Source organism: Pseudomonas sp. MWU12-2345 (assembly GCF_023242385.1).
GTDB classification, from domain to species: Bacteria; Pseudomonadota; Gammaproteobacteria; order Pseudomonadales; family Pseudomonadaceae; genus Aquipseudomonas; species Aquipseudomonas gingeri_D.
Map to the genome: position 1 here is coordinate 353,131 of NZ_JALLJA010000004.1, position 19,012 is coordinate 372,142.

19 protein-coding genes are annotated in these 19,012 nt (G+C 63.2%); 8 read left to right on the forward strand and 11 right to left on the reverse strand.

What is annotated here, in order from left to right; genetic code table 11:
* Positions 1–60 precede the first annotated feature (60 nt).
* Positions 61–963, forward strand: coding sequence for a LysR family transcriptional regulator (locus M5C71_RS11970; protein ID WP_103496482.1), 903 nt, complete (start codon positions 61–63; stop codon positions 961–963).
* 126 nt (positions 964–1,089) lie between these two features.
* Complete coding sequence (locus M5C71_RS33670) at positions 1,090–1,215, forward strand: PA1414 family protein (protein ID WP_017903325.1); 126 nt, start codon at positions 1,090–1,092, stop codon at positions 1,213–1,215.
* A 57-nt stretch (positions 1,216–1,272) separates the two neighbouring features.
* On the opposite strand, the gene M5C71_RS11975 is transcribed toward M5C71_RS33670, so the two are convergent.
* From M5C71_RS11975 to speB, 6 genes are all read right to left on the reverse strand, one after another.
* Positions 1,273–1,524 (reverse strand): acyl carrier protein, encoded by a 252-nt coding sequence (locus M5C71_RS11975; protein WP_152738354.1) that lies wholly within the window; start codon positions 1,522–1,524, stop codon positions 1,273–1,275.
* Entirely contained in the window at positions 1,521–1,835 is a 315-nt protein-coding gene (locus tag M5C71_RS11980; protein ID WP_248767918.1) for an acyl carrier protein, read from the reverse strand. The genes M5C71_RS11975 and M5C71_RS11980 overlap by 4 nt, the downstream gene beginning before the upstream one ends.
* A 259-nt stretch (positions 1,836–2,094) precedes the next feature.
* Complete coding sequence (locus tag M5C71_RS11985; protein ID WP_103496485.1) at positions 2,095–3,474, reverse strand: sodium:solute symporter; 1,380 nt, start codon at positions 3,472–3,474, stop codon at positions 2,095–2,097.
* An 82-nt stretch (positions 3,475–3,556) separates the two neighbouring features.
* Positions 3,557–5,065, reverse strand: a complete 1,509-nt coding sequence (locus M5C71_RS11990; RefSeq protein WP_103496486.1) for a cytosine permease — start codon at positions 5,063–5,065, stop codon at positions 3,557–3,559.
* 54 nt (positions 5,066–5,119) lie between these two features.
* On the reverse strand, positions 5,120–5,530 hold the full coding sequence (locus M5C71_RS11995) for a nuclear transport factor 2 family protein (protein WP_248767919.1): 411 nt from the start codon (positions 5,528–5,530) through the stop codon (positions 5,120–5,122).
* Positions 5,531–5,539: 9 nt separating this feature from the next.
* The gene (speB, locus tag M5C71_RS12000) at positions 5,540–6,490 is read right to left on the reverse strand and encodes an agmatinase (RefSeq protein ID WP_103496488.1); all 951 of its coding nucleotides are present in this window, start codon (positions 6,488–6,490) and stop codon (positions 5,540–5,542) included.
* Positions 6,491–6,656: 166 nt separating this feature from the next.
* Between speB and M5C71_RS12005 the strand changes: the two genes are divergently transcribed.
* Entirely contained in the window at positions 6,657–7,550 is an 894-nt protein-coding gene (locus M5C71_RS12005; protein ID WP_040065200.1) for a LysR family transcriptional regulator, read from the forward strand.
* Positions 7,551–7,563: 13 nt separating this feature from the next.
* Positions 7,564–8,187: a DTW domain-containing protein gene (locus tag M5C71_RS12010; RefSeq protein WP_103496489.1), complete on the forward strand. Its 624-nt coding sequence runs from the start codon at positions 7,564–7,566 to the stop codon at positions 8,185–8,187.
* 19 nt (positions 8,188–8,206) lie between these two features.
* Here the strand turns inward: M5C71_RS12010 and M5C71_RS12015 are convergent, their stop codons facing one another.
* Positions 8,207–8,794: a YecA family protein gene (locus M5C71_RS12015; RefSeq protein ID WP_103496490.1), complete on the reverse strand. Its 588-nt coding sequence runs from the start codon at positions 8,792–8,794 to the stop codon at positions 8,207–8,209.
* A 252-nt stretch (positions 8,795–9,046) separates the two neighbouring features.
* Between M5C71_RS12015 and recQ the strand changes: the two genes are divergently transcribed.
* From recQ to M5C71_RS12030, 3 genes are all read left to right on the forward strand, one after another.
* Positions 9,047–11,176: a DNA helicase RecQ gene (gene recQ, locus M5C71_RS12020; RefSeq protein WP_248767920.1), complete on the forward strand. Its 2,130-nt coding sequence runs from the start codon at positions 9,047–9,049 to the stop codon at positions 11,174–11,176.
* A 140-nt stretch (positions 11,177–11,316) separates the two neighbouring features.
* The gene (locus tag M5C71_RS12025) at positions 11,317–11,751 is read left to right on the forward strand and encodes a MarR family transcriptional regulator (protein WP_103496492.1); all 435 of its coding nucleotides are present in this window, start codon (positions 11,317–11,319) and stop codon (positions 11,749–11,751) included.
* A gap of 162 nt (positions 11,752–11,913) precedes the next feature.
* Positions 11,914–14,160 carry a FimV/HubP family polar landmark protein gene (locus M5C71_RS12030; protein WP_248767921.1) on the forward strand — a complete coding sequence of 749 codons (2,247 nt, stop codon included), beginning with the start codon at positions 11,914–11,916 and terminating at the stop codon, positions 14,158–14,160.
* Positions 14,161–14,181: 21 nt separating this feature from the next.
* On the opposite strand, the gene M5C71_RS12035 is transcribed toward M5C71_RS12030, so the two are convergent.
* Positions 14,182–16,371, reverse strand: coding sequence for a patatin-like phospholipase family protein (locus tag M5C71_RS12035; RefSeq protein WP_248767922.1), 2,190 nt, complete (start codon positions 16,369–16,371; stop codon positions 14,182–14,184).
* Positions 16,372–16,444: 73 nt separating this feature from the next.
* On the opposite strand from M5C71_RS12035, the gene M5C71_RS12040 reads away from it, so the two are divergent.
* Positions 16,445–16,732 carry a SelT/SelW/SelH family protein gene (locus tag M5C71_RS12040; protein ID WP_100938944.1) on the forward strand — a complete coding sequence of 96 codons (288 nt, stop codon included), beginning with the start codon at positions 16,445–16,447 and terminating at the stop codon, positions 16,730–16,732.
* A gap of 8 nt (positions 16,733–16,740) precedes the next feature.
* Here the strand turns inward: M5C71_RS12040 and M5C71_RS12045 are convergent, their stop codons facing one another.
* From M5C71_RS12045 to M5C71_RS12055, 3 genes are all read right to left on the reverse strand, one after another.
* Positions 16,741–17,034: a hypothetical protein gene (locus M5C71_RS12045; RefSeq protein ID WP_103496496.1), complete on the reverse strand. Its 294-nt coding sequence runs from the start codon at positions 17,032–17,034 to the stop codon at positions 16,741–16,743.
* Positions 17,035–17,187: 153 nt separating this feature from the next.
* Positions 17,188–18,081: a DMT family transporter gene (locus tag M5C71_RS12050; RefSeq protein ID WP_248745032.1), complete on the reverse strand. Its 894-nt coding sequence runs from the start codon at positions 18,079–18,081 to the stop codon at positions 17,188–17,190.
* Positions 18,082–18,168: 87 nt separating this feature from the next.
* Positions 18,169–18,918 carry an AraC family transcriptional regulator gene (locus tag M5C71_RS12055; RefSeq protein WP_248767923.1) on the reverse strand — a complete coding sequence of 250 codons (750 nt, stop codon included), beginning with the start codon at positions 18,916–18,918 and terminating at the stop codon, positions 18,169–18,171.
* Positions 18,919–19,012: the final 94 nt, after the last annotated feature.

Below are 19,012 nucleotides of genomic sequence, written 5' to 3' on the forward strand. Positions count from 1 at the left end.
CGATTGACTTTCTTTAAAAATGAATAATAGTGAGTAACTTGTTCAGTTTTGGAGAGGGTCATGGAGTTCAGCCAATTGCGGATCTTCCACGCGGTCGCCGAGGAGGGTTCCATCACCCGCGCCGCCGAGCGCCTGCACCGGGTGCCGTCGAACCTGTCCACGCGGATCAGGCAGCTCGAGGAGCAACTGGGGGTCGAACTGTTCCTGCGTGAACGCCAGCGCCTGCAATTGTCTCCGGCCGGCAAGGTCCTGCTCGATTACTCGAACCGGCTGTTTTCGCTGCATGACGAGGCCCAGGCTGCCGTGCGTGGCGGGCAACCGGCGGGGGACTTCGTACTGGGCACCATGTACAGCACCGCGGCGATTTACCTGCCGTCGATGCTGGCGCGTTATCACCGCACCTATCCCGAAGTGAACCTGCAGGTGCAGTCCGCGCCCAGCGGCGAATTGCTCGAAGGGCTGGTCTCCGGGCGCCTGGATGCCGCCCTGGTGGATGGCCCGCTGCAGTTGGCGGGGCTCGACGGCCTTGCATTCTGCGATGAAACCCTGGTGCTGATCGCACCGGCCGATCACCCGCCGGTGCGCAGTGCCCTGGAAGTACAGGGGCAGCCGGTTTTCACCTTTCGCCGCGGCTGTGCCTACCGCCTGCGCCTGGAGGCCTGGTTCGGCCACTATCACGCGGCCATGGGCCGGGCCATCGAGATCGAGTCCTATCCCGGAATGCTCGCCTGTGTCACCGCCGGCTCCGGCGTGGCGATGATGTCCGAGTCGATGCTGGCCAGCCTGCCCGGGCGGGAAAGCGTGTCGGTGCATCGGCTGGTCGAGCCTTTTGCCAGCGCCACCACCTGGCTGATGTGGCGCAAAGGCATGGTCGGCGCCAACCTGGCGGCCTGGATCGAGCTGCAGAAAAGCGCCTTGCTGCCCCTGGCGGACAGTGCCGAAGGGCTCCGTGCGTCGGCTTGAAGCGTTTTGCCATGATTTAAATCAAAGATCCTGCTGCAAGGGACAGCATTGCGTAGGACTTAGGGCTATGATCTGTGTGAAGCGGCTACAGAATCCCGTCGCTCGCATTACCCTGAAGGGGGCTATATGAAAGACAAACTGCAAACCTGGCTCCATGACCTCGGTGTTGCCCTGGGTCTGATCGAACCGCCACTGCAGCCGGTACCTATTCGTACCGACGATGATCGCCGTCGCCGCCAGCCGCGTCGCTAAGCGCCCACGGGCCGGCAACAGGGTTCAGCGCTCTTCGCCGTGCCGTGTTGGCGAAGTTCAGTGCCTGGCGATTTTCTCCAGGAAACGACTCAAGTCGTTGACCGTGACCGCTTCCTTGAGCAAGCGGTCTTCCTCTTCGGTAAACGCCGTCAGATCAAACTCATCTTCAAGATGGAACATCAGGTCTTCAATGTCCTGGGTGTCGAATCCCAATCCCTGCAAACTCTGATCGTCAGCGAACGCCTGGTGGTCGTCGAGCCGTTGGCTGACGAAATCATGCACGCTCTTGCGAATATCGGCTCTTTTCATGCGCCCGGTCTCCCTGTCTGCCTTTGCGGAAAGGGCGGCGGGATTGTGCCTGGGAGAGGGAATCCGGCGGGTTCGGCGGGCCGGGTTTTTTCATAGATAAATCGACTGAGATCGCCAAGGGTGGTGATGCCTATCAGGTCGCGGTTCAGATCCAGCCGCACCTCGAACAGGCACTCAAGGTTGTGGAACAACTCGACGAGATCAAGGGAACAGGTGTTGTCCGTGGCCTTTGACGGATCTTGCGACCATTTCAGCGACAGTTGTTCTTCAATGGAATGGCAGATTTGCTGATGAATCTCGAGTCTGTTCATAAGAGCCTCGAAGAAGGGTTTCTTATTGTTCGACCCTTTCCTGGGGCATTGCGATAGTGATCAAACTACGACACCAGCGATCCTTGTACCTTCCGGTTAATCAAAAAGGTAGTCGCTATAGGCCAGTACAGCACAAGTTTTGCGCGGGACCTGACCGTTCATCTCCCTGGGCGTGCGCAGGGCGGTCAATGGGGGAAGGCGGCAGGCAAAAAAAACGGGTGCGACAACCGACGTCGCACCCGCTGAAGTAACCGCGGTATCAGATGGCGCTGGCGACGCTGGCCGGGCGCGGAGACAGCAGGCTGACCACGACGAAGCTGATCAAGCCGATGGCCAGGCTGTAGTAGATCGGGGTATTGGCGTCCAGGCCATCCTTGATCATGAATACCAGGGCGGTGATGAAGCCCAGGGCCATGCTGGTAATGGCGCCACTGGTGGTGGCGGGCTTCCAGAAGATTGCGCCGATCAGCGGAATCAGCATGCCGCCCACCAGCAGGTTGTAGGCCAGGGTCAGGGCGCTGATCACGTCGCTGACCACCAGGGCGATGCCCAGTACGACGATCCCGGTCAGGCAGGTGAACAGGCGGTTGATCCCCAGGCTCGATTGCTTGCCGCCGCGCAGTTTCGGCAGCAGGTCTTCGGTCAGCACGGTGGAGGCGGCCAGCAGGCCGGCACTGGCGGTGGACATCATGGCCGCCAGGGCCGCGGCGATCACCAGGCCACGAATGCCATCGGGCAGCGACTGTTTGACGATGGCGGCAAAGGCGTTGTTGACGTTGGCCAGGTCGGGAATCAGCACATGGGCGGCCATGCCGATCAGGGCACAGGCCAGGCCGTAGGCGATACAGTAGACCCCGGCGACGCTGCCGGCATACTTCGCGACTTTCTCGTCCTTGGCGGTGAACACCCGTTGCCAGATGTCCTGGCCGATCAGGATGCCGAAGAAGTAGATCAGGAAGTAGGTGATGATGGTGTCCCAGCCGATGGTGGTGAAGCTGAAGCTGCTCGCCGGCAGCTTGCTCACCAGTTGGTCCCAGCCGCCGACGCGGTAGAGGCAGATCGGCAACAGGATGAACATCAGGCCCACGGTCTTGATGACGAACTGGACGATATCGGTCAGGGTCAGCGACCACATGCCGCCGATGGTCGAGTAGACCACCACCACGCCGCCGCCCAGCAGTACCGAGAGCCAGAACGGCAGGTTGAACAGCACTTGCAGCACGGTGCCGATAGCGAGGATCGAGGTCACGCCGATCATCAGCGCGTAGGCCAGCATGATCACCGCGCTGGCCTGGCGGGCCATGGGGTTGTAGCGCTTCTCCAGGACCTGGGTCACGGTGAAGATCTTCAGTTTAAGCAGCGGTTTGGCGAGGAACAGGTTCAGCGCGATGATGCCGAAACCCAGGGCCGCGCAGAGCCAGAAGCCGGAAATGCCGTGGACATAGCCCAGGCGCACGGTGCCGACGGTGGAGGCACCACCCAGTACCGTGGCGGCCATGGTGCCCATATACAGCGTCGGGCCCAGGTTGCGTCCGGCCACCAGGTAGTCTTCGTGGGTCTTGGCCTTGCGCATGCCGTAGTAACCGAGCACGAGCATGCCGGCGGCATAAATGAGTACAACCAATAAATCCAAAGCCATGACGGCGTGTCTCCGATTATCTTTTTTATGGTCGAGCAAAGTTCAAGGCACATGCTGTGGCGAGGGGCTCGCCACAGCAGTATCAGGCCGCCTGGCGCATCCCGGGCTTCAATGTTTTGCCATCCCGGCTGCGCGCATCCTGCGGTCCATAAACCTCTGCCGTCTCCGGGAACAGGCTGAGCAGCGCCAGGTACATCAGCGATGCCAGCCCGAGGGTGATCGGCAGGCTGATGTCGATGCCGTCGGCCAGGTTGCCCAGCGGGCCGACGAACTGCCCCGGCAGGTTGACGAAGCACAGGCCCACCAGCGCGCTGGGGATCCAGGCGCCCAGGCCGCGCCAGTTCCAGCCGTGGCTGAACCAGTAGCGCCCGCCGGTTTCGCCGCGGGTGAAGACTTGCAGGTCATCCGGGCAGTAGTAACCACGACGTACCAGCAGGCCGATGATCATGATCACCATCCACGGGGTGGTGCAGGTGATGATCAGCACGGCGAAGGTCGACACGCTCTGCACCAGGTTCGCCGCGAAGCGTCCGATGAAGATAAAGGCAATCGACAGCACGCCGATCAGCAGGGTCGCCTTGACCCGCGACAGCAGTCGTGGGAACACGCTGGACATGTCCAGTCCGGTGCCATACAGCGAGGTGGTGCCGGTGGACATGCCACCGATCACCGCGATCAGGCACACCGGCAGGAAGAACCAGGTCGGCGAGACGGCCAGCAGGCCGCCGACATAGTTGTTCGCGGTGATGTAGTCCGGTGCCTTGATCGCCACGATGGTCGCGGTGGCCAGGCCAAACAGGAAGGGGATCAAGGTGGCGATCTGCGCGGCGATCACCGCCAGCATGATCCGGACTTTCGAGGTTTCGCGGGGGATATAACGCGACCAGTCGCCGAGAAACGCCCCGAAGGAAATCGGGTTGCTCATGGCCACCAGCGCGGCGCCGATAAAGGCCGCCCAGAAACCGGCCTGACCCATCGCCACGGTTCCGGCGAAGTGACTGTCGAAGGCCGGTGCAAAGGCAAAGATCCCCAGCAGGAACAACAGGCTTGCGGCCCATACGGCGATGCGGTTGACCCACAGCATGAAGCGGAAGCCGTAGATGCATACCGTCAGCACCAGGATCGCGAACAGGCCGTAGGCCAGGCCCAGGGTCAGGTCGGTTTCCGGCATGTCGACCAGCCGCTTGGCGCCGCCGATCAGGGCATCCCCCGAGCTCCATACCGAGAGCGAGAAGAACGCAATGGCGGTCAACAGCGACAGGAACGAGCCGACGATCCGTCCGTGGACACCGAAGTGCGCCCCGGAGGACACGGCGTTGTTGGTGCCATTGATCGGACCGAACAGGCCCATGGGCGCGAGGATCAGCGCGCCTAGTACAACGCCCAGGACGATCGCCCAGACACCGGCCTGGAAGGACAGGCCGAAGAGCACCGGGAAACTGCCGAGCACTGCGGTGGCAAAGGTATTCGCACCGCCGAAGATCAGGCGAAACAGGTCGCTGGGTCGGGCATCGCGTTCGTGGTCGGGGATCTGTTCGACCCCGTTGGTTTCAATGCTGCCAAGGCTTTTTTCATTGTTGTTTTTATTCATGATCGCTCCGATCACTGCGGTGCCCTCGTCTTCCGCGAGGGCTACCGGGGTTGGCTAAGGGGAGGGCATTCCCTGGGGTTTCGCTGACAAATGCTCGTGGCAGGCCAGCCATGGGCCTGATTCTCGTTGTTTGCGAAACACAATGGTTTCGCGCTCCTGGCTAAAGAGAAGCTCCCCTTGCATGCGCAGCTCGGTGGCCACGTCATGGATGAAAATCGCCACATCGCCCTGCAGGCTGACGAAAGCGTTGCTCGAGGTGCACGAAATCACCTCGAAGCCGTCCTCCGCCCGCCAGTTGTCCCACAGCGCCTGATAGGCATCGCGTGACAGCAAGGGCTGTTCGAGGGTGTAGAAAACGAAGCTGGCATCGGCGCTGAAGGCGCCGAAGTAGGCTTCGCGATCATTGGCGGCGAAGGAGGCCACCAGCTCGGCGGCGGCCTCGAGTACCTGGTCACGGTCGTTCATGGCGACTCCTCAGCGGTGGGCCACGCCGGGCAGTACGCAGAGCATCTCGTACAGCAGGTTGGCGCCGAGCAGCGAGGTGTTGCCGGTGGTGTCGTAGGGTGGCGAGACTTCCACCAGGTCGCAGCCGACCAGGTCCAGGCCCTGGCAGCCGCGGACGATCTCGATCGCCTGGATGGTGGTCAGGCCGCCGATTTCCGGGGTGCCGGTACCGGGTGCCCAGGCCGGGTCGATGCCATCGATGTCGAAGCTCAGGTACACCGGGCCGCCGCCGACTTTTTCGCGCACTTCAGCCATCAGCGGAGCGAGGGATTTGTGCCAGCACTCTTCGGCCTGGACCACCCGGAAACCCTGCTTGCGGCTCCAGTTGAAGTCTTCGGCGGTGTAGCCCTGGGCGCGCAGGCCGATCTGCACCACCCGGTCACAGTCCAGCAGGCCTTCTTCCACGGCGCGGCGGAAGGTGGTGCCGTGGGCGATTTTCTCGCCGAACATGTGATCGTTGACATCGGCGTGGGCGTCGATGTGCACCAGGCCGACCTTGCCGTGCTTCTTGTGGATGGCGCGCAGGATCGGCAGGGTGATGGTGTGGTCGCCGCCCAGGGTCAGCGGGATGACCGGGTGTTCGAGGATGGCGTTGTAGGACTCTTCGATGATGCGTACGGCGTCCAGCAGGTTGAAGGTGTTGATCGCCACGTCACCGATGTCGGCCACCGACAACGAATCGAAGGGCGCGGCACCGGTGGCCATGTTGTAGGGGCGGATCATCACCGACTCGGCGCGGATTTCCCGCGGGCCGAAACGGGTCCCGGCGCGCAGCGAGGTGCCGATGTCCAGCGGGATGCCGATGAACGCGGCGTCGAGGCCGGCGGCCGATTGCAGGTGCGGGAGGCGCATCATGGTGGCGATACCGCCGAAGCGCGGCATTTCGTTACCGCCCAGTGGTTGGTGAAGAATCTTGTCCACGGGTAAGCCTCATCATTTATTTTGGTTATCAGGGGGCGATTCTGCGAAAGGCGCCGGGTGGGAAGAATCGCTGACGGCAAATAGTTAGTTCAGGTTTTTCTAAACTAATGGGAAACTGGGCGGACAGAATTGTTTCCGGCAATGCAGACTTTCCCCAGGAACTCCCATGGCCAACGCTTTACCCGACCTCAAACTATTGCGCATCTTCGTCAGCGTGGTCCGGCACCAGGGCTTCGCCAACGCCCAGCAGGAGCTCAATCTATCGACCTCGGCGATCAGCACCTACATGAGCCAGCTGGAAGCGTCCCTGGGCCTGGTCCTGTGTCATCGCGGGCGCGGCGGCTTCAGCCTGACCAGCAAGGGCGAACTGTTCCACCAGGAAACCCTGCGCCTGCTCGGCGAGCTCGAAGGTTTCGAGCAATACGCCGCGGCCCTCAAGGGTGAGTTGCGCGGCACCTTGAACCTGGGGGTGATCGATTCCACGGTCAGCGAGCCGGCCTTGCCCCTGGCCGAGGCCATCGGCGCCTACAGCCAGGAGCACCCGGCCGTGCACCTGCACCTGTCGGTGATGAGTCCCTACGAATTGCAGCTCGGCGTGCAGGACAATCGTCTCGACCTGGCCATCGGCGCCTTTTCCACGCGCATGAGCGGGTTGGTCTACCAGCCGCTGTACCGTGAGCAGCACTGGTTGTATTGCAGCAACCGGCATCCGCTGTACAACGAACGACGTATCCCGGAACAGGTGATTACGCAGCAACGCATGGTCGGACGCGGTTACTGGAGCCAGGCCGAGCTGGCGCGCCATGGCTTCAAGCACAGCGCGGCGACCGTGGAAAGTATGGAGGCGCAATTGATCCTGGTGTTGTCCGGCGCCTATATCGGCTACCTGCCGGAGCACTACGCCCAGCCCTGGGCCGACAAGGGTGACCTGCGGGTATTGCTGCCGGCGACCTTCGGTTACCAGGCGCCGTTCTCCATGATCCTGCGTCGGGGCCGCAGTCGCGAGCCGTTGATCCAGACCTTCCGCGACCTGCTCAAAGCCCAGCTCAACCAGCCCTGATCGGTATAACTCAATGTCCAGAGCCCGTTGCGAACGTTGTTTGCGTCCCGAAAGCCACTGCCTGTGCGCACTGATCCCACAGCTGGACAGCCGCACCCGCGTGCTGCTGTTGCAGCATCCCAGCGAGGTCAACCATGCCTTGAACACCGCCCGGCTGGCGGCGCTGGGTTTGACCCATGCCGAGTTGCGGGTGGGTGAGGTGTTCGAGGATCTGCCCCAATTGCTGCAACAGCCCGGTTACCAGGCGAAATTGCTGTTCCCGGCAGAGGATGCACAGCCCTTGCAGGCGTATGCGGCCGCGCCGATGGATTTGCCGCTGTTGTTGGTGGTGCCCGACGGCACCTGGCGCAAGGCGCGCAAGATGCTCTACCTCAATCCATTGCTGGCGGCGTTGCCACGGGTGACGCTGGGGGCGGGGGCGGTGTCGCGCTACCGATTGCGCAAGGCGCCGGAGCCGGGCGCGTTGTCGACGCTGGAGGCGATTGTCCAGGCGCTGGAAACCCTGGAGGCACCGGTTTCGTTCGCGGCGTTGCTGCGGCCGTTCGAAGCACTGATCGAAGGGCAGATTCGGGCGATGGGTGAAGAGACTTTCCTGCGCAACCACGAAAAAAAACGCCCGGCAGTGCCGGGCGATTGAGTTCATGCCGTCAGCCGACTCAGTGATGACGTGGCTTGAGGATCGCCGGCTTTTCGTCCGGGGCGTTGCACAGCAGGTACAGCGCGGTCAGGGCTTCCGGGATCTGTACGATCATGTCGTCCATCAGGTTGGCATCGGCGGCGATATCGGCGAACTCGGGTTGTTCGTCGAACAGGCCGGAACCGACCATGATCGGCAGGAGCATTTCGCTGACTTCGTCTTCGGCGGTTTCGAACCAGGCCTCTTCACGCAGGAACACGCCTTCCATGAAGCCGATGCACCAGCCGCGCAGCTCGGAGTCGTCCGGGTCGTCGCCCAGGTCCAGGTCGCACGGCAGCTCGAATTCTTCATCGGACGCCAGTTGGCGGGCGATATGGGCCTTGAGCTGGATCAGCGTGGCTTCGATCTCTTCGCGCTGGGCGGCGTCGCTGTAGTGCGGCTCCTCGGCGAACAGGGCGTCGATCCATTCCCGATCGGGGACGATCTCGGCGCAGATCGACAAGGCGGTCAGGTAGCCGTGGGCGGCGACATAGTCCAGCGCCTCTTCGTGCAGCTCGTCGGCGTCGAGGAAGGCTTGCAGGCGGGTGAGTTGCTCAGCGAAGGACATTGAGGGGCTACCTTGGGAATAAACGATAAGCAATTCTAGGCGTTCTTGAGCCCTCAGGCCAGCAAGCACTGAATTCCCTTAACCGACCGGCACCGCCCATTGCCGTCGGACGCTCGGGTATACTGCCGCGTTTTGTGATGCGCTGCTGACCCTCGGGGCCGCTGGGAAATGCCTGCTTACGGTTTTTTTCGTGAAAACGGTGAATCTTCAGCCAGCCTTTGAACAAGCGTTTCGATGATTTTTGGAGTGGTTATGCTCGAACAGGCTCAACGCGTCCTCAAGGACATCTTCGGTTACGACAGCTTCCGTGGTCGCCAGGGTGCCATTATTGAGCGCGTGGCCAATGGTGGCGACGCCCTGGTGCTGATGCCCACCGGTGGCGGCAAGTCGCTGTGTTTCCAGGTTCCGGCGTTGCTGCGCGAGGGCCTGACGGTGGTGGTCTCGCCTTTGATCGCGCTGATGGACGACCAGGTGGCGACCCTCGAGGAACTGGGTGTCGCCGCCGCGGCGTTGAACTCCACGCTGAGCGCCGAACAGCAACGTGACCTGGCGGCGCGGATTCGTCGCGGCGAGGTGAAAATGCTCTACCTGGCCCCCGAGCGCCTGGTGCAGCCGCGCATGCTGTCGTTCCTGCAGAACCTCCAGATCGCCCTGTTCGCCATTGATGAAGCCCACTGTGTGTCGCAATGGGGTCACGACTTCCGTCCCGAGTACCTGCAACTCGGCCAGTTGGCCGAGCTGTTCCCGGATGTACCGCGTATCGCCCTGACCGCTACCGCCGACAAGCGGACCCGCGAAGAAATCGTCAATCGCCTGCACCTGCAGAATGCCGAGCGCTTTCTCTCCAGCTTCGACCGGCCGAACATCTTCTACCGCATCGTGCCCAAGGAGCAGCCGCGCAAACAGCTGCTGGCGTTTCTTTCGCAGCGGCGCAGCGATGCCGGGATTGTCTATTGCCTCTCGCGCAAGAAGGTCGATGAAGTGGCCGCGATGCTTTGCGAGCAAGGCTATCCGGCGTTGCCTTACCACGCCGGGCTGGCCAGCGATGTGCGTGCCGCCAACCAGAAGCGCTTCCTCAACGAGGAAGGGCTGATCATGGTGGCGACCATCGCTTTCGGCATGGGCATCGACAAGTCCAACGTGCGCTTTGTCGCCCACCTGGATCTGCCCAAGTCCCTGGAAGCCTACTACCAGGAAACCGGTCGTGCCGGCCGCGACGGCCTGCCGGCGGATGCCTGGATGGCCTATGGCTTGCAGGATGTGGTGATGCTCAAGCAGATGCTGCAGAACTCCGAAGGTGACGAGCGGCACAAGCGCCTGGAACACCACAAGCTCGACGCCATGCTGGCCCTGTGTGAGGAAACCCGCTGCCGTCGCCAGACCCTGCTGGCCTATTTCGATGAAGACTTGCCGCAACCCTGTGGGCATTGCGACAACTGCGTCGATGGCGTGCAGACCTGGGACGCCACCGAACCGGCGCGCCAGGCGCTGTCGGCGATTTTTCGTACCGGCCAGCGGTATGGCGTCGGACACCTGGTGGATGTGCTGCTGGGCAAGGAAAACGACAAGGTGCGCAGTTTCGGTCATCAGCACCTGACGGTGTTCGGTGTCGGCAAGGCGCTGGCCGAAGGCGAATGGCGCACCCTGTTCCGCCAGCTGGTGGCCCGCGGTCTGGCCGATATCGACTTGGAAGGCTACGGCGGCCTGCGTCTGAGCGATAGCTGCCGGCCCCTGCTCAAGGGCGAAGTGAGCTTGGAGCTGCGCCGCGACCTCAAGCCGCAGACCACGGCCAAAAGTGTCTCCGCCAGCCCCGCCAGCCAACTGGTACGCGGCGAGGAGCGCGAGCAATGGGAAGCCCTGCGTGCCCTGCGGCGCAAGCTGGCCCAGGAACATGGCGTGCCGCCCTATGTCATCTTCCCCGACTCCACCTTGCTGGAAATGCTCCGCAGCCAGCCGACTTCCCTGGCGGAAATGGCCAAGGTCAGCGGTATCGGCGCGCGCAAGCTGGAGCGTTATGGCGAGGCGTTCCTCGAAGTCCTCGGCGGCGAGGCAGAAACCCCGAAAACCGTGGCCGATATCCGCCACGAACTGATCAGCCTGGCCCGGGCCGGTATGACGCCGTTGCAGATCGCCGGCCAGTTGCAGTGTTCGGAAAAGAATGTCTATACCTTGCTGGCCGAGGCCGTCGGCCGCCAGCAACTGTCGCTGGAGCAGGCGCTGGACTTGCCGGAGGATCTGCTGGGGGAAATCCAGGACGCCTTCCTCGACGGCGAAGGCGAATTGCCTCCGGTGACCGCTATTGCCGAACTGTTTGCCGGCCGTGTGCCGGAAGGGGTGCTGTACTGCGTGCGGGCCGCCTTGCAGGCGGAATTTGAAATGTGAGGTCGGTATTGTCCCCGGTCACTGTCTTATTCACGACAAGTAACGATTCGGCGCCGAGCAAGCCTTGCCTCCGGGCATGGGTCATGCTTAGCTGACTAATAATTAGTTTTGTCTATTTTAAGTCTAACCCTGAGTGTTTTATGCCGTTGACCGATGAACACCGTTTTGGCATGCAGTTGGCGCACATGTCGCGAGGCTGGCGTGCGGAACTGGATCGCCGTCTGGCGGGCCTGGGCTTGTCCCAGGCGCGCTGGCTGGTCTTGCTGCACCTGGCGCGTTTTACCGAGGCCCCGACCCAGCGCGAGCTGGCCCAGAGTGTGGGGGTTGAAGGGCCGACCCTGGCCCGTCTGCTCGACAGCCTGGAAACCCAGGGGCTGGTCCAGCGCCAGGCCGTGCTGGAAGACCGGCGGGCGAAGAAAATCGTCCTTAGTCCCTCGGCACGGCCCCTGATTGAACAGATCGAGACCATCGCCACTGCGTTGCGCCATGAGCTGTTCGTCGGTGTCGACGATGAAGAACTGAGGATCTGCATGCGGGTCCATAGCCGGATCCTGGCGAACCTGGAAAAATCTTGAGGCATTCCCAGGCCGCCGGGCTTGGGAGTCCTCAGCGAGTTTGTAAAGCCTTCAACGAATTTTGATAGTCTTTGCGCCGCAGACTATAAGAGTTACTGGTTCTGTGTATTGTGTCGGTGTCCGGCCCGCGTGCGCGGGCCGTCACGCCAGTAAGGGATGCTCATGCTCGAGAGTTTGCAGTCCGCGTTGCGGTGCTCCATTGGAAAATCCACCCTGAACCGGGCTCGCCTGTTGGCCGTGCTGGCCGGCGGGTTGTTGTATTCGGCGCTGGCTCCGGCCATGGGGTTGGGGGATATCACCCTGCATTCGGCGCTCAATCAGCCGTTGAACGCGGAAATCGCCTTGATCGAGCCGGGCGACCTGGCCGACGGCGAACTGTCGGTCAGCCTGGCAACACCCGAGGAGTTCGCCCGGGCGGGCGTCGAGCGGGTGTTCTTCCTCAATGACCTGCGCTTTACCCCTGTGCTGCGGGGCAACAGCAGTGTTATCCAGGTGCAGACCAACAAGCCGGTCAGCGAACCTTTTCTGAATTTCCTGGTGCAGGTCAACCGACCCAACGGGCGCCTGCTGCGCGAATACACCGTGCTGCTCGATCCGCCGGGCAACCGGCCGGCCGGTTACAGCCTGCCTGCTCGCAGCGCAGCCCTTGAACAACCGGCTTCGGTGGCGAATATCCCACCGCCGCCTGCGCTGCAAGGCAAACACTACACCGTGGTCAAGGGTGACAACCCCTGGGTTATTGCCAAGCGACTGCGCGAAGCCGGCAGTCAGGCGTCGGTCAACGAATTGTCCCAGGGCATTCGTGCGCTGAACCCGGGCAGCGACCGTTTGCGGGTCGGCCAGAGCCTGTTGCTGCCGGACGTCGCAGTGGTTGCGGCCCCGGCGTCTTCCCCGGCCCCGACCTTGGCCGCTGCGGCTACGGCCACCGCGGCTGCCGCCACGCAGAATGCGCTTGCTGCCGTGACCGAGACAGCGAAAAACGCCGAGGAACTGGCCAAGGCCGCCCTGGAAAACCAGCAGTTGCAGAAGACCGTCGAGGATCTGCAGGTCAGGTTGAAAGCCCAGGACGAGATGATTGCCAGCAGCCAGAAACAGGCCGTTGAACTGCAGACACAACTCGCGGAACTCAAGACCAAGGCTGTTGCGCCGGCCCCCGCCGTGGTGGCCGCGCCAGTGGTAGCGCCGACACCGGCCGCCGAGACTGCCGATGGCCCGAACTGGCTGCTGTGGGGGGCGGTGCTGTTGCTGATCGCGCTGCTGGCCGTGGCCTTTATCCTGCGCCGCAACCGCCAGCAGGCTGAACAGGTGCCCGAGGCGGTACCTCCGGTGGCTCCGGTTCCGGAGCCGATGGTCAGCCGAGTGGTAACGCCGGCCCCACCGACCAAGCCGGCAACGCCCGCGTCGACGCGGGTCGAGCCGGTGGTGGCGCCGGTGGCCGCAGTGGCCTCGCGTCAGTCCAGCGAAGTGCCTGATGCCCTTGAAGGCGTGAGTATCTACATCGCCTATGGTCGCTTCAGCGAAGCGGCGGGCATTCTGCGCGAGGCCATGCTCAAGGAGCCCGAGCGCACGGACTTGCACCTGCGCTTGCTCGATGTGCTGGCCCAGCAGGGCGACAGTGCGGCTTACGCAACGGAAGAGCGCAAGCTGCTGGAGGCCGGGTTCAGTGAGTCGGCCCTGCAGGAGTTGCGCGCCAAGTATCCGAAACTGCAAAGCGCTGCCGCCACGCCAGCCCAAGCTCCAGCCGCTGCGTCCCCGGTCGCCGTTCTGGCGGCGGCCGGCGCCGTGGCAGCGGTCGCGCCAGTACTGGCGGCACACTGGAAAGAGCCGGCTGAGGAGACGACTGCAACCGCCCCTGTAGCGGACAAGCCGCTGGAGGACGAATTCCAGCTCAACCTTGATGACCTGTCCATGGACGCCGACTGGGACCTGGTCAGCCCGTTCGACAATACGCCCCATCCCCGCAGCAAGGCCGCCGAAGAGCCGGTTTTGCCTGTCGAGCTGGAGCCTGAGCCCGAGCCGATCTTCACCAAGAGCTTCAATGAGCTGCCGGAAGTGTTCGAGATGCCGGACGAGCAGTTCCTCAGCGATTTTTCCGAGCTTGAGTCAGAGCCTGTGCCCGCGCCTGTGGGCGAAGTGGAGTTGAGCCTGCCCGACGACGGGGACTCACTGGACGACGCGTTTCTCGATGGTTTCATGAGTGATTCCGAGCCCCTGGACATCGAGCCCCTGGAAGTCGACTTCGACAGCCTGGAGCGCGAGCAGGCTTCGGCCAGCAAGCTTGAGCAGGCGCAAACCTGCATCAATGTCGGCGACCTGGACCATGCCAGCCAACTGCTCCTCGAGCTGCTGCGCGAAGGCGATGAACCCCTGAAGCAGACGGCGCGCACCTTGCTCGCCAGTATTCGCTGATACGGCTCGCCCCTGGGAATATCAGAAGGTCTGTCCCAGATTCAGGTACAGCGCCTTCTGATTGTCGTCATTGAGGCCATAGCTGAAGTTCAACGGCCCCAGTGGCGTATCGAAGCCCAGGAACACGCTGGCGGCGTTGATGTAGCCGGTGTCGAATTGATTGTCGTTGTTCCAGGCCCGCCCGCGTTCCAGGGAGGCGCCGAGGTATAGGGGAAAATCCAGCGGCAGGTAGGCCCGGGGTGTCAGCCGGCGGTAATAGACCGCGCGCATCAGGCTGATGTTCTGCCCGGCAATCGAATCCTGGCGGAACCCCGATAACTGCCGTGCGCCCCCCAGCAGGAAACTCGAAGTGACCACTTCGGCGTCGTCCAGGGTACGTCCGTAGCGCCCACCCAGGATCCAGGTATTCGGTCCCTGGCTCAGGGCCTTGTCCAGGGTGAACTCCCACTGCCGGTAGCGTTGGGTCGAACCCAGGCTCGGGTCGAACTCGCGCAGGGTCAGGTTGATGTTTTCCCCCGTGTGCGGGAAATAGACGTTGTCCAGCGAGTCGAAGGAGTATTTGAGCGCGTAGAAACCTTCGCTGAAACTCACCCGCGGCAGGCTGCGATCGCCGATCTTCACGTCGGCCTGGCCCCAGGCTTCGCCGATACCGAGACGGATCTCGCCGTTGTTGGCGATCTGGCGCCCGATGTTCAAGCCGAAGCCGTACCGTTCCAGGCGATATTCGGCAATTGGATCGTTATCCAGGGTCGCTTCCACATTCTGCGTTTGCAGGTTCACATAGGGCGCGACAAAGTAGCGCGAGCCGGTGTCCAGCGGTTGATAGAACTCGCTGTAGAGATCCTGCTGATCGCCGATCTGGGCCCGGGTCAGCCACTCGCCGCCGAGGCTGTTGATGCCGTTGACCCGATAACTGGCGCCGAGATTGAAGGCGCTGTCGCCGCGCATGTCATCCGACAGGTTCAAGCCCAGGCGCAGGTAGTCGGTGCCGCTGCGTTTGCCCCGGGCGCTGATGACCAGGGTGTGTTCCTGGCCCTTGCGCGCGACCCGGTATTGCACCTGCTCGAAGTAGTCCAGGCCGTAGAGAGTGCCCATGTCGATGCGCAGGCGCTCGAGGTCCAGCGGCTCGCCGAGGGGTTGGCGGATGTAATAGCGGATCACTGCGTCGCTGACCTTGGAGTCGTTCTCGATCCTGATCGTATTGATCACCGGGGTGCGCTGTTCGGGCGCACGGGCGGCGATCAGTTCGGCGTCGGGATTGGGCGGCGAACGCAAGCCGGCCAGGCGCGCGTCGAGAATGCGCGTGGCGCGATAACCGGCGTCGATGATGTCCTGGGCGCGGCCGAAGTCGGTGCTGCCGTAACTGGCCAGCGCCGGCTGGATCAGGATGTCATTGCGGTGCAGCGTGGCCAGCTGTTCTTCGGAGTTGCGCCGGGTCATCAGGGTGATCGACTGGTTGAGGACGTCGACCACGGTCGCCAGTTGTTTGCGTGAGCGCAGCGGGGTGCCGATATCCACCACGACGGCGATATCGACGCCCATTTCGCGCACCACATCCAGCGGGATATTGTCGGTCATGCCGCCGTCCACCAGCAGGCGCCCGTCCAGCTCGACCGGGGCGAATACCGCCGGGATCGACATGCTGGCGCGGACCACCTGGGGCAGGTGGCCGCGGCGGAACACGACTTTTTCGCCACTGGCGATATCGGTGGCAACCGCGCGAAAGGGGATCGGCAGCTTGTCGAAGTCACGGGTGCCGCTGGCATGGGCGAGCGTGCTTTCCAGCAGCAAGGCCAGGTTCTGGCCCTGGATCACTCCCAGCGGCAGGCCCAGGCTGCCGTCGTCGCGGAAGCTGAGCTGCTGTTTGACCAGGAAGTCGCGGTCATCCTGTTTACGCCGAAACGGGATGTCTTCCCGTGGCGGGGCGTCGGACAGCGCCTGTTTCCAGTCGATGCCCAGGGCGAGCTTTTCCAGCTCGTCGATCTTGTAGCCCGAGGCATACAGCCCGCCGATCACCGCGCCCATGCTGGTGCCGGCGATGGCGTCGATCTTGATGCCCTGTTCTTCCAGGGCCTTGAGCACGCCGATATGGGCCAGGCCACGGGCGGCACCGCCGGACAGCACCAGGCCGATCTTCGGTCGCGGCGGTTCGGCGGCTTGCAGCGCCAGGGGCAGTAGACAGAGGAGCAGGCAGGACAACAGGCGGCGCATCATGATCTCGGGAGGGGCGATAAAAAGGTCGTTATTATAGCGACGACCTTTCCTTCCACAGCCGGATGCAATCATGACCGCACGTAAACCGCATATCGTCATCACCTACTGCACCCAGTGCCAATGGCTGCTGCGTGCCGCCTGGCTGGCCCAGGAACTGCTCAGCACCTTCGCCGATGATCTCGGCCAGGTGGCCCTGGAGCCGGGGACCGGCGGAGTGTTCCGGATCACCTGCGACGAGGTGCAGATCTGGGAGCGCAAGGAAGACGGCGGCTTTCCCGAAGCCAAGGTACTCAAGCAGCGGGTACGGGACCGGATCGATCCCGAGCGCGACCTCGGGCACAACGACCGGCCCCGATAGGCGCGGACTTACGACGGGCTCAGCTTCGACTTGATGAGCCCGACGATGACCATCAGCACCCCACCGCCCACGCCACCGCTGGCAATACTGCTGAGGATCGAGGTCAGGTCCAGTGCGCCGCTACCGCTGCCCACGCTGCCGTTGGTGAAGAGATCGAGCAACTGCCCGCCGAGACCGCCGCCGAGTATGCCGAGGATGGAATTGATGACCGGGCCCAGGTTGTATTTCTGCAGGACCGACCCGGCCACGTTACCGCCCACGGCGCCGCTGATGGCTTGAATCAAAAGACTGACGATGTCCATGGATGAAACCCTCCAACATGTTGATGGGGAGGGCCGCTCGAATCGAGTCGATTCAGGGGGGGAATCACTGCAGCTGTCGTCGAGAAACCCTGATCTCCGTGAACGACAGCAAACTGTTGCGGATGTCACCAGTATAGGCGGATTGGGTTTTCGTCAATGAACTGACGCGGCTTCCTGGTGTTCCCGCGGTGCCGCCGCGGCGCCCAGGCGGCTGGACACCACGATGGCGAGAATGATCAGGGCGCCGCCGATCAACATGCGCAGGGTCGGGTTTTCGCCGAACAGCAGCCAGGCTGCGGTGATCCCGTACACCGGCTCCAGGGCAAAGACCACCGCCGCGGTACGCGCCTTGATCACCGCGAGGCTGGCCACAAACAGGCTGTGGGCCACGGCTGTGCAGAACACCCCGAGCAGGCCGATCCAGACCCAGTCCAGCTTTGGTACTTGCGCAAGATCCGGGGCGGCCCAGGGCAGCAGGCAGGCGGCGACCACCAGGTTCTGGCACAACGCTGCCTGTACGGCGGGAATCCGCCCGGAGCCGGCCCGGTTGGCCAGTGACAGCAATGAGAACAGCAGGCCGGACAGTACGGCCCAGAGCAAACCGCCGGTGGCCTGGCTGGCAAGGTTGAAGTCGGGCGTGACCAGCACCAGGCCGATACTGACCAGCACCACCAGGAGGATTTCATTGAAGCGGATGCGCTCGCGAAAGATCACGCCTTCCAGAATCACCGTGAAGGCCGGAAAGCTGGCGAAACCCAGGGTCGCCACGGCCACACCGGCGACTTTTACTGCAATGAAGAAGCTGACCCAGTGCCCGGCCAGCAGCAGGCCGCTGAGCAGCAGGCGCCGCCAGTCCTGTGCCTGCAACGGTTGCCAGTGATGATTGCGGGCCAGGCGGGCGAACAGGCTGAGGGCGAGCACGGCAAAGACCGCACGGCCGAAAACGATGATCGCCGGGGCGGCGCTCGCGAGTTTGCCGAACACGCCGGTCAGGCCAAACATCAATGCGCCGATATGCAGGGCGCCCAGGGCGGAACGGGGAGTCATGGTGGTCCTTGAAAACGCTGACAGACAGAGCCGCAGTCTAGAGGGCGGCCAGTGTGCCTGTCTGTCGCGTGCCTGCTGTCGTTTGTCTCAGGACTCGCGTCGCAACGCGCCGGGTGTGCGGCCGAACTCGCGGAGCACGGCGGCGGCAAAGGCACTTTGCGACTGGTAGCCGACGCGGCTGGCGATCTCGCCGATCGGCAGGGTCGACTCGCGCAGCAGTCCCAGGGCGATATGCAGGCGACGGCTGCGCACATAGTCCATGGGCGTCTGCCCGCATTCGGCGACAAAGCGCGTATGCAGGCGGGCGCTGGACAGATCGGCAATGCGCGCCAGGTCCGTCACCTGCAGCGGGTGGGCCAGATGGCGATCGATGTGCGCGTTGAGGGAGGCCAGGGGCAGGCGCTTGCCAGCGAATGGGCGGTTGCCGGGGCTGTTCAGGCTGGCAAGCAGCAGCACGGCGCCCTGTTGCGCGATCAACGGGTCGTCCACGGGACTGGCCGCCAGCCACTGCACCAGTTGGCCCTGGGAGGCGTCGAGGGTGCGTGGCCCGGCGGTGTCGAGCAGACGCCGGCTGGCCTCGGCATGGTCGCCCAGGGTGTTCAGCAACCAGCGTTCGTCGGGCACATCCAGCACCAGGCAGCGGCTGCCGTTGGGGCTGGCGCAGACGTGATGGGCATCGCAGGGAATCACCGCAACGCTTTGCTGCACCACCTGGCTGCCGTGCCCCTCGATCTCGAAGTCGAGCCGGCCGGACAGGCCAAACACCAGCTGCGCATGGGCATGGCTGTGGTTGATCAGGTCGGGGCTGTAGTGGCGCAGGGTCAGGATCGGTCCCATCGCGGTCTCCTTGGCATCGTCGCAGTCTACACCGCTTGCCGTTCGGGCAGTTGTCATCGGACTGCCATGTAGCTGTCATGGACTATTAACTGCG

Excerpts from the sequence above, each read along its gene's own strand:
- recQ (WP_248767920.1), top strand. The coding sequence starts at position 9,047 with ATGCTCGAACAGGCTCAACGCGTCCTCAAGGACATCTTCGGTTACGAC.
- M5C71_RS11985 (WP_103496485.1), bottom strand. The coding sequence starts at position 3,474 with ATGGCTTTGGATTTATTGGTTGTACTCATTTATGCCGCCGGCATGCTC.
- M5C71_RS11995 (WP_248767919.1), bottom strand. The coding sequence starts at position 5,530 with ATGAACGACCGTGACCAGGTACTCGAGGCCGCCGCCGAGCTGGTGGCC.
- M5C71_RS12025 (WP_103496492.1), top strand. The coding sequence starts at position 11,317 with ATGCCGTTGACCGATGAACACCGTTTTGGCATGCAGTTGGCGCACATG.
- M5C71_RS33670 (WP_017903325.1), top strand. The coding sequence starts at position 1,090 with ATGAAAGACAAACTGCAAACCTGGCTCCATGACCTCGGTGTTGCCCTG.
- M5C71_RS12010 (WP_103496489.1), top strand. The coding sequence starts at position 7,564 with ATGTCCAGAGCCCGTTGCGAACGTTGTTTGCGTCCCGAAAGCCACTGC.
- M5C71_RS12040 (WP_100938944.1), top strand. The coding sequence starts at position 16,445 with ATGACCGCACGTAAACCGCATATCGTCATCACCTACTGCACCCAGTGC.
- M5C71_RS11975 (WP_152738354.1), bottom strand. The coding sequence starts at position 1,524 with ATGAAAAGAGCCGATATTCGCAAGAGCGTGCATGATTTCGTCAGCCAA.
- M5C71_RS11990 (WP_103496486.1), bottom strand. The coding sequence starts at position 5,065 with ATGAATAAAAACAACAATGAAAAAAGCCTTGGCAGCATTGAAACCAAC.
- M5C71_RS11980 (WP_248767918.1), bottom strand. The coding sequence starts at position 1,835 with ATGAACAGACTCGAGATTCATCAGCAAATCTGCCATTCCATTGAAGAA.
- M5C71_RS12005 (WP_040065200.1), top strand. The coding sequence starts at position 6,657 with ATGGCCAACGCTTTACCCGACCTCAAACTATTGCGCATCTTCGTCAGC.
- M5C71_RS12055 (WP_248767923.1), bottom strand. The coding sequence starts at position 18,918 with ATGGGACCGATCCTGACCCTGCGCCACTACAGCCCCGACCTGATCAAC.
- M5C71_RS12030 (WP_248767921.1), top strand. The coding sequence starts at position 11,914 with ATGCTCGAGAGTTTGCAGTCCGCGTTGCGGTGCTCCATTGGAAAATCC.
- M5C71_RS12045 (WP_103496496.1), bottom strand. The coding sequence starts at position 17,034 with ATGGACATCGTCAGTCTTTTGATTCAAGCCATCAGCGGCGCCGTGGGC.
- M5C71_RS12035 (WP_248767922.1), bottom strand. The coding sequence starts at position 16,371 with ATGCGCCGCCTGTTGTCCTGCCTGCTCCTCTGTCTACTGCCCCTGGCG.
- M5C71_RS12050 (WP_248745032.1), bottom strand. The coding sequence starts at position 18,081 with ATGACTCCCCGTTCCGCCCTGGGCGCCCTGCATATCGGCGCATTGATG.
- M5C71_RS11970 (WP_103496482.1), top strand. The coding sequence starts at position 61 with ATGGAGTTCAGCCAATTGCGGATCTTCCACGCGGTCGCCGAGGAGGGT.
- M5C71_RS12015 (WP_103496490.1), bottom strand. The coding sequence starts at position 8,794 with ATGTCCTTCGCTGAGCAACTCACCCGCCTGCAAGCCTTCCTCGACGCC.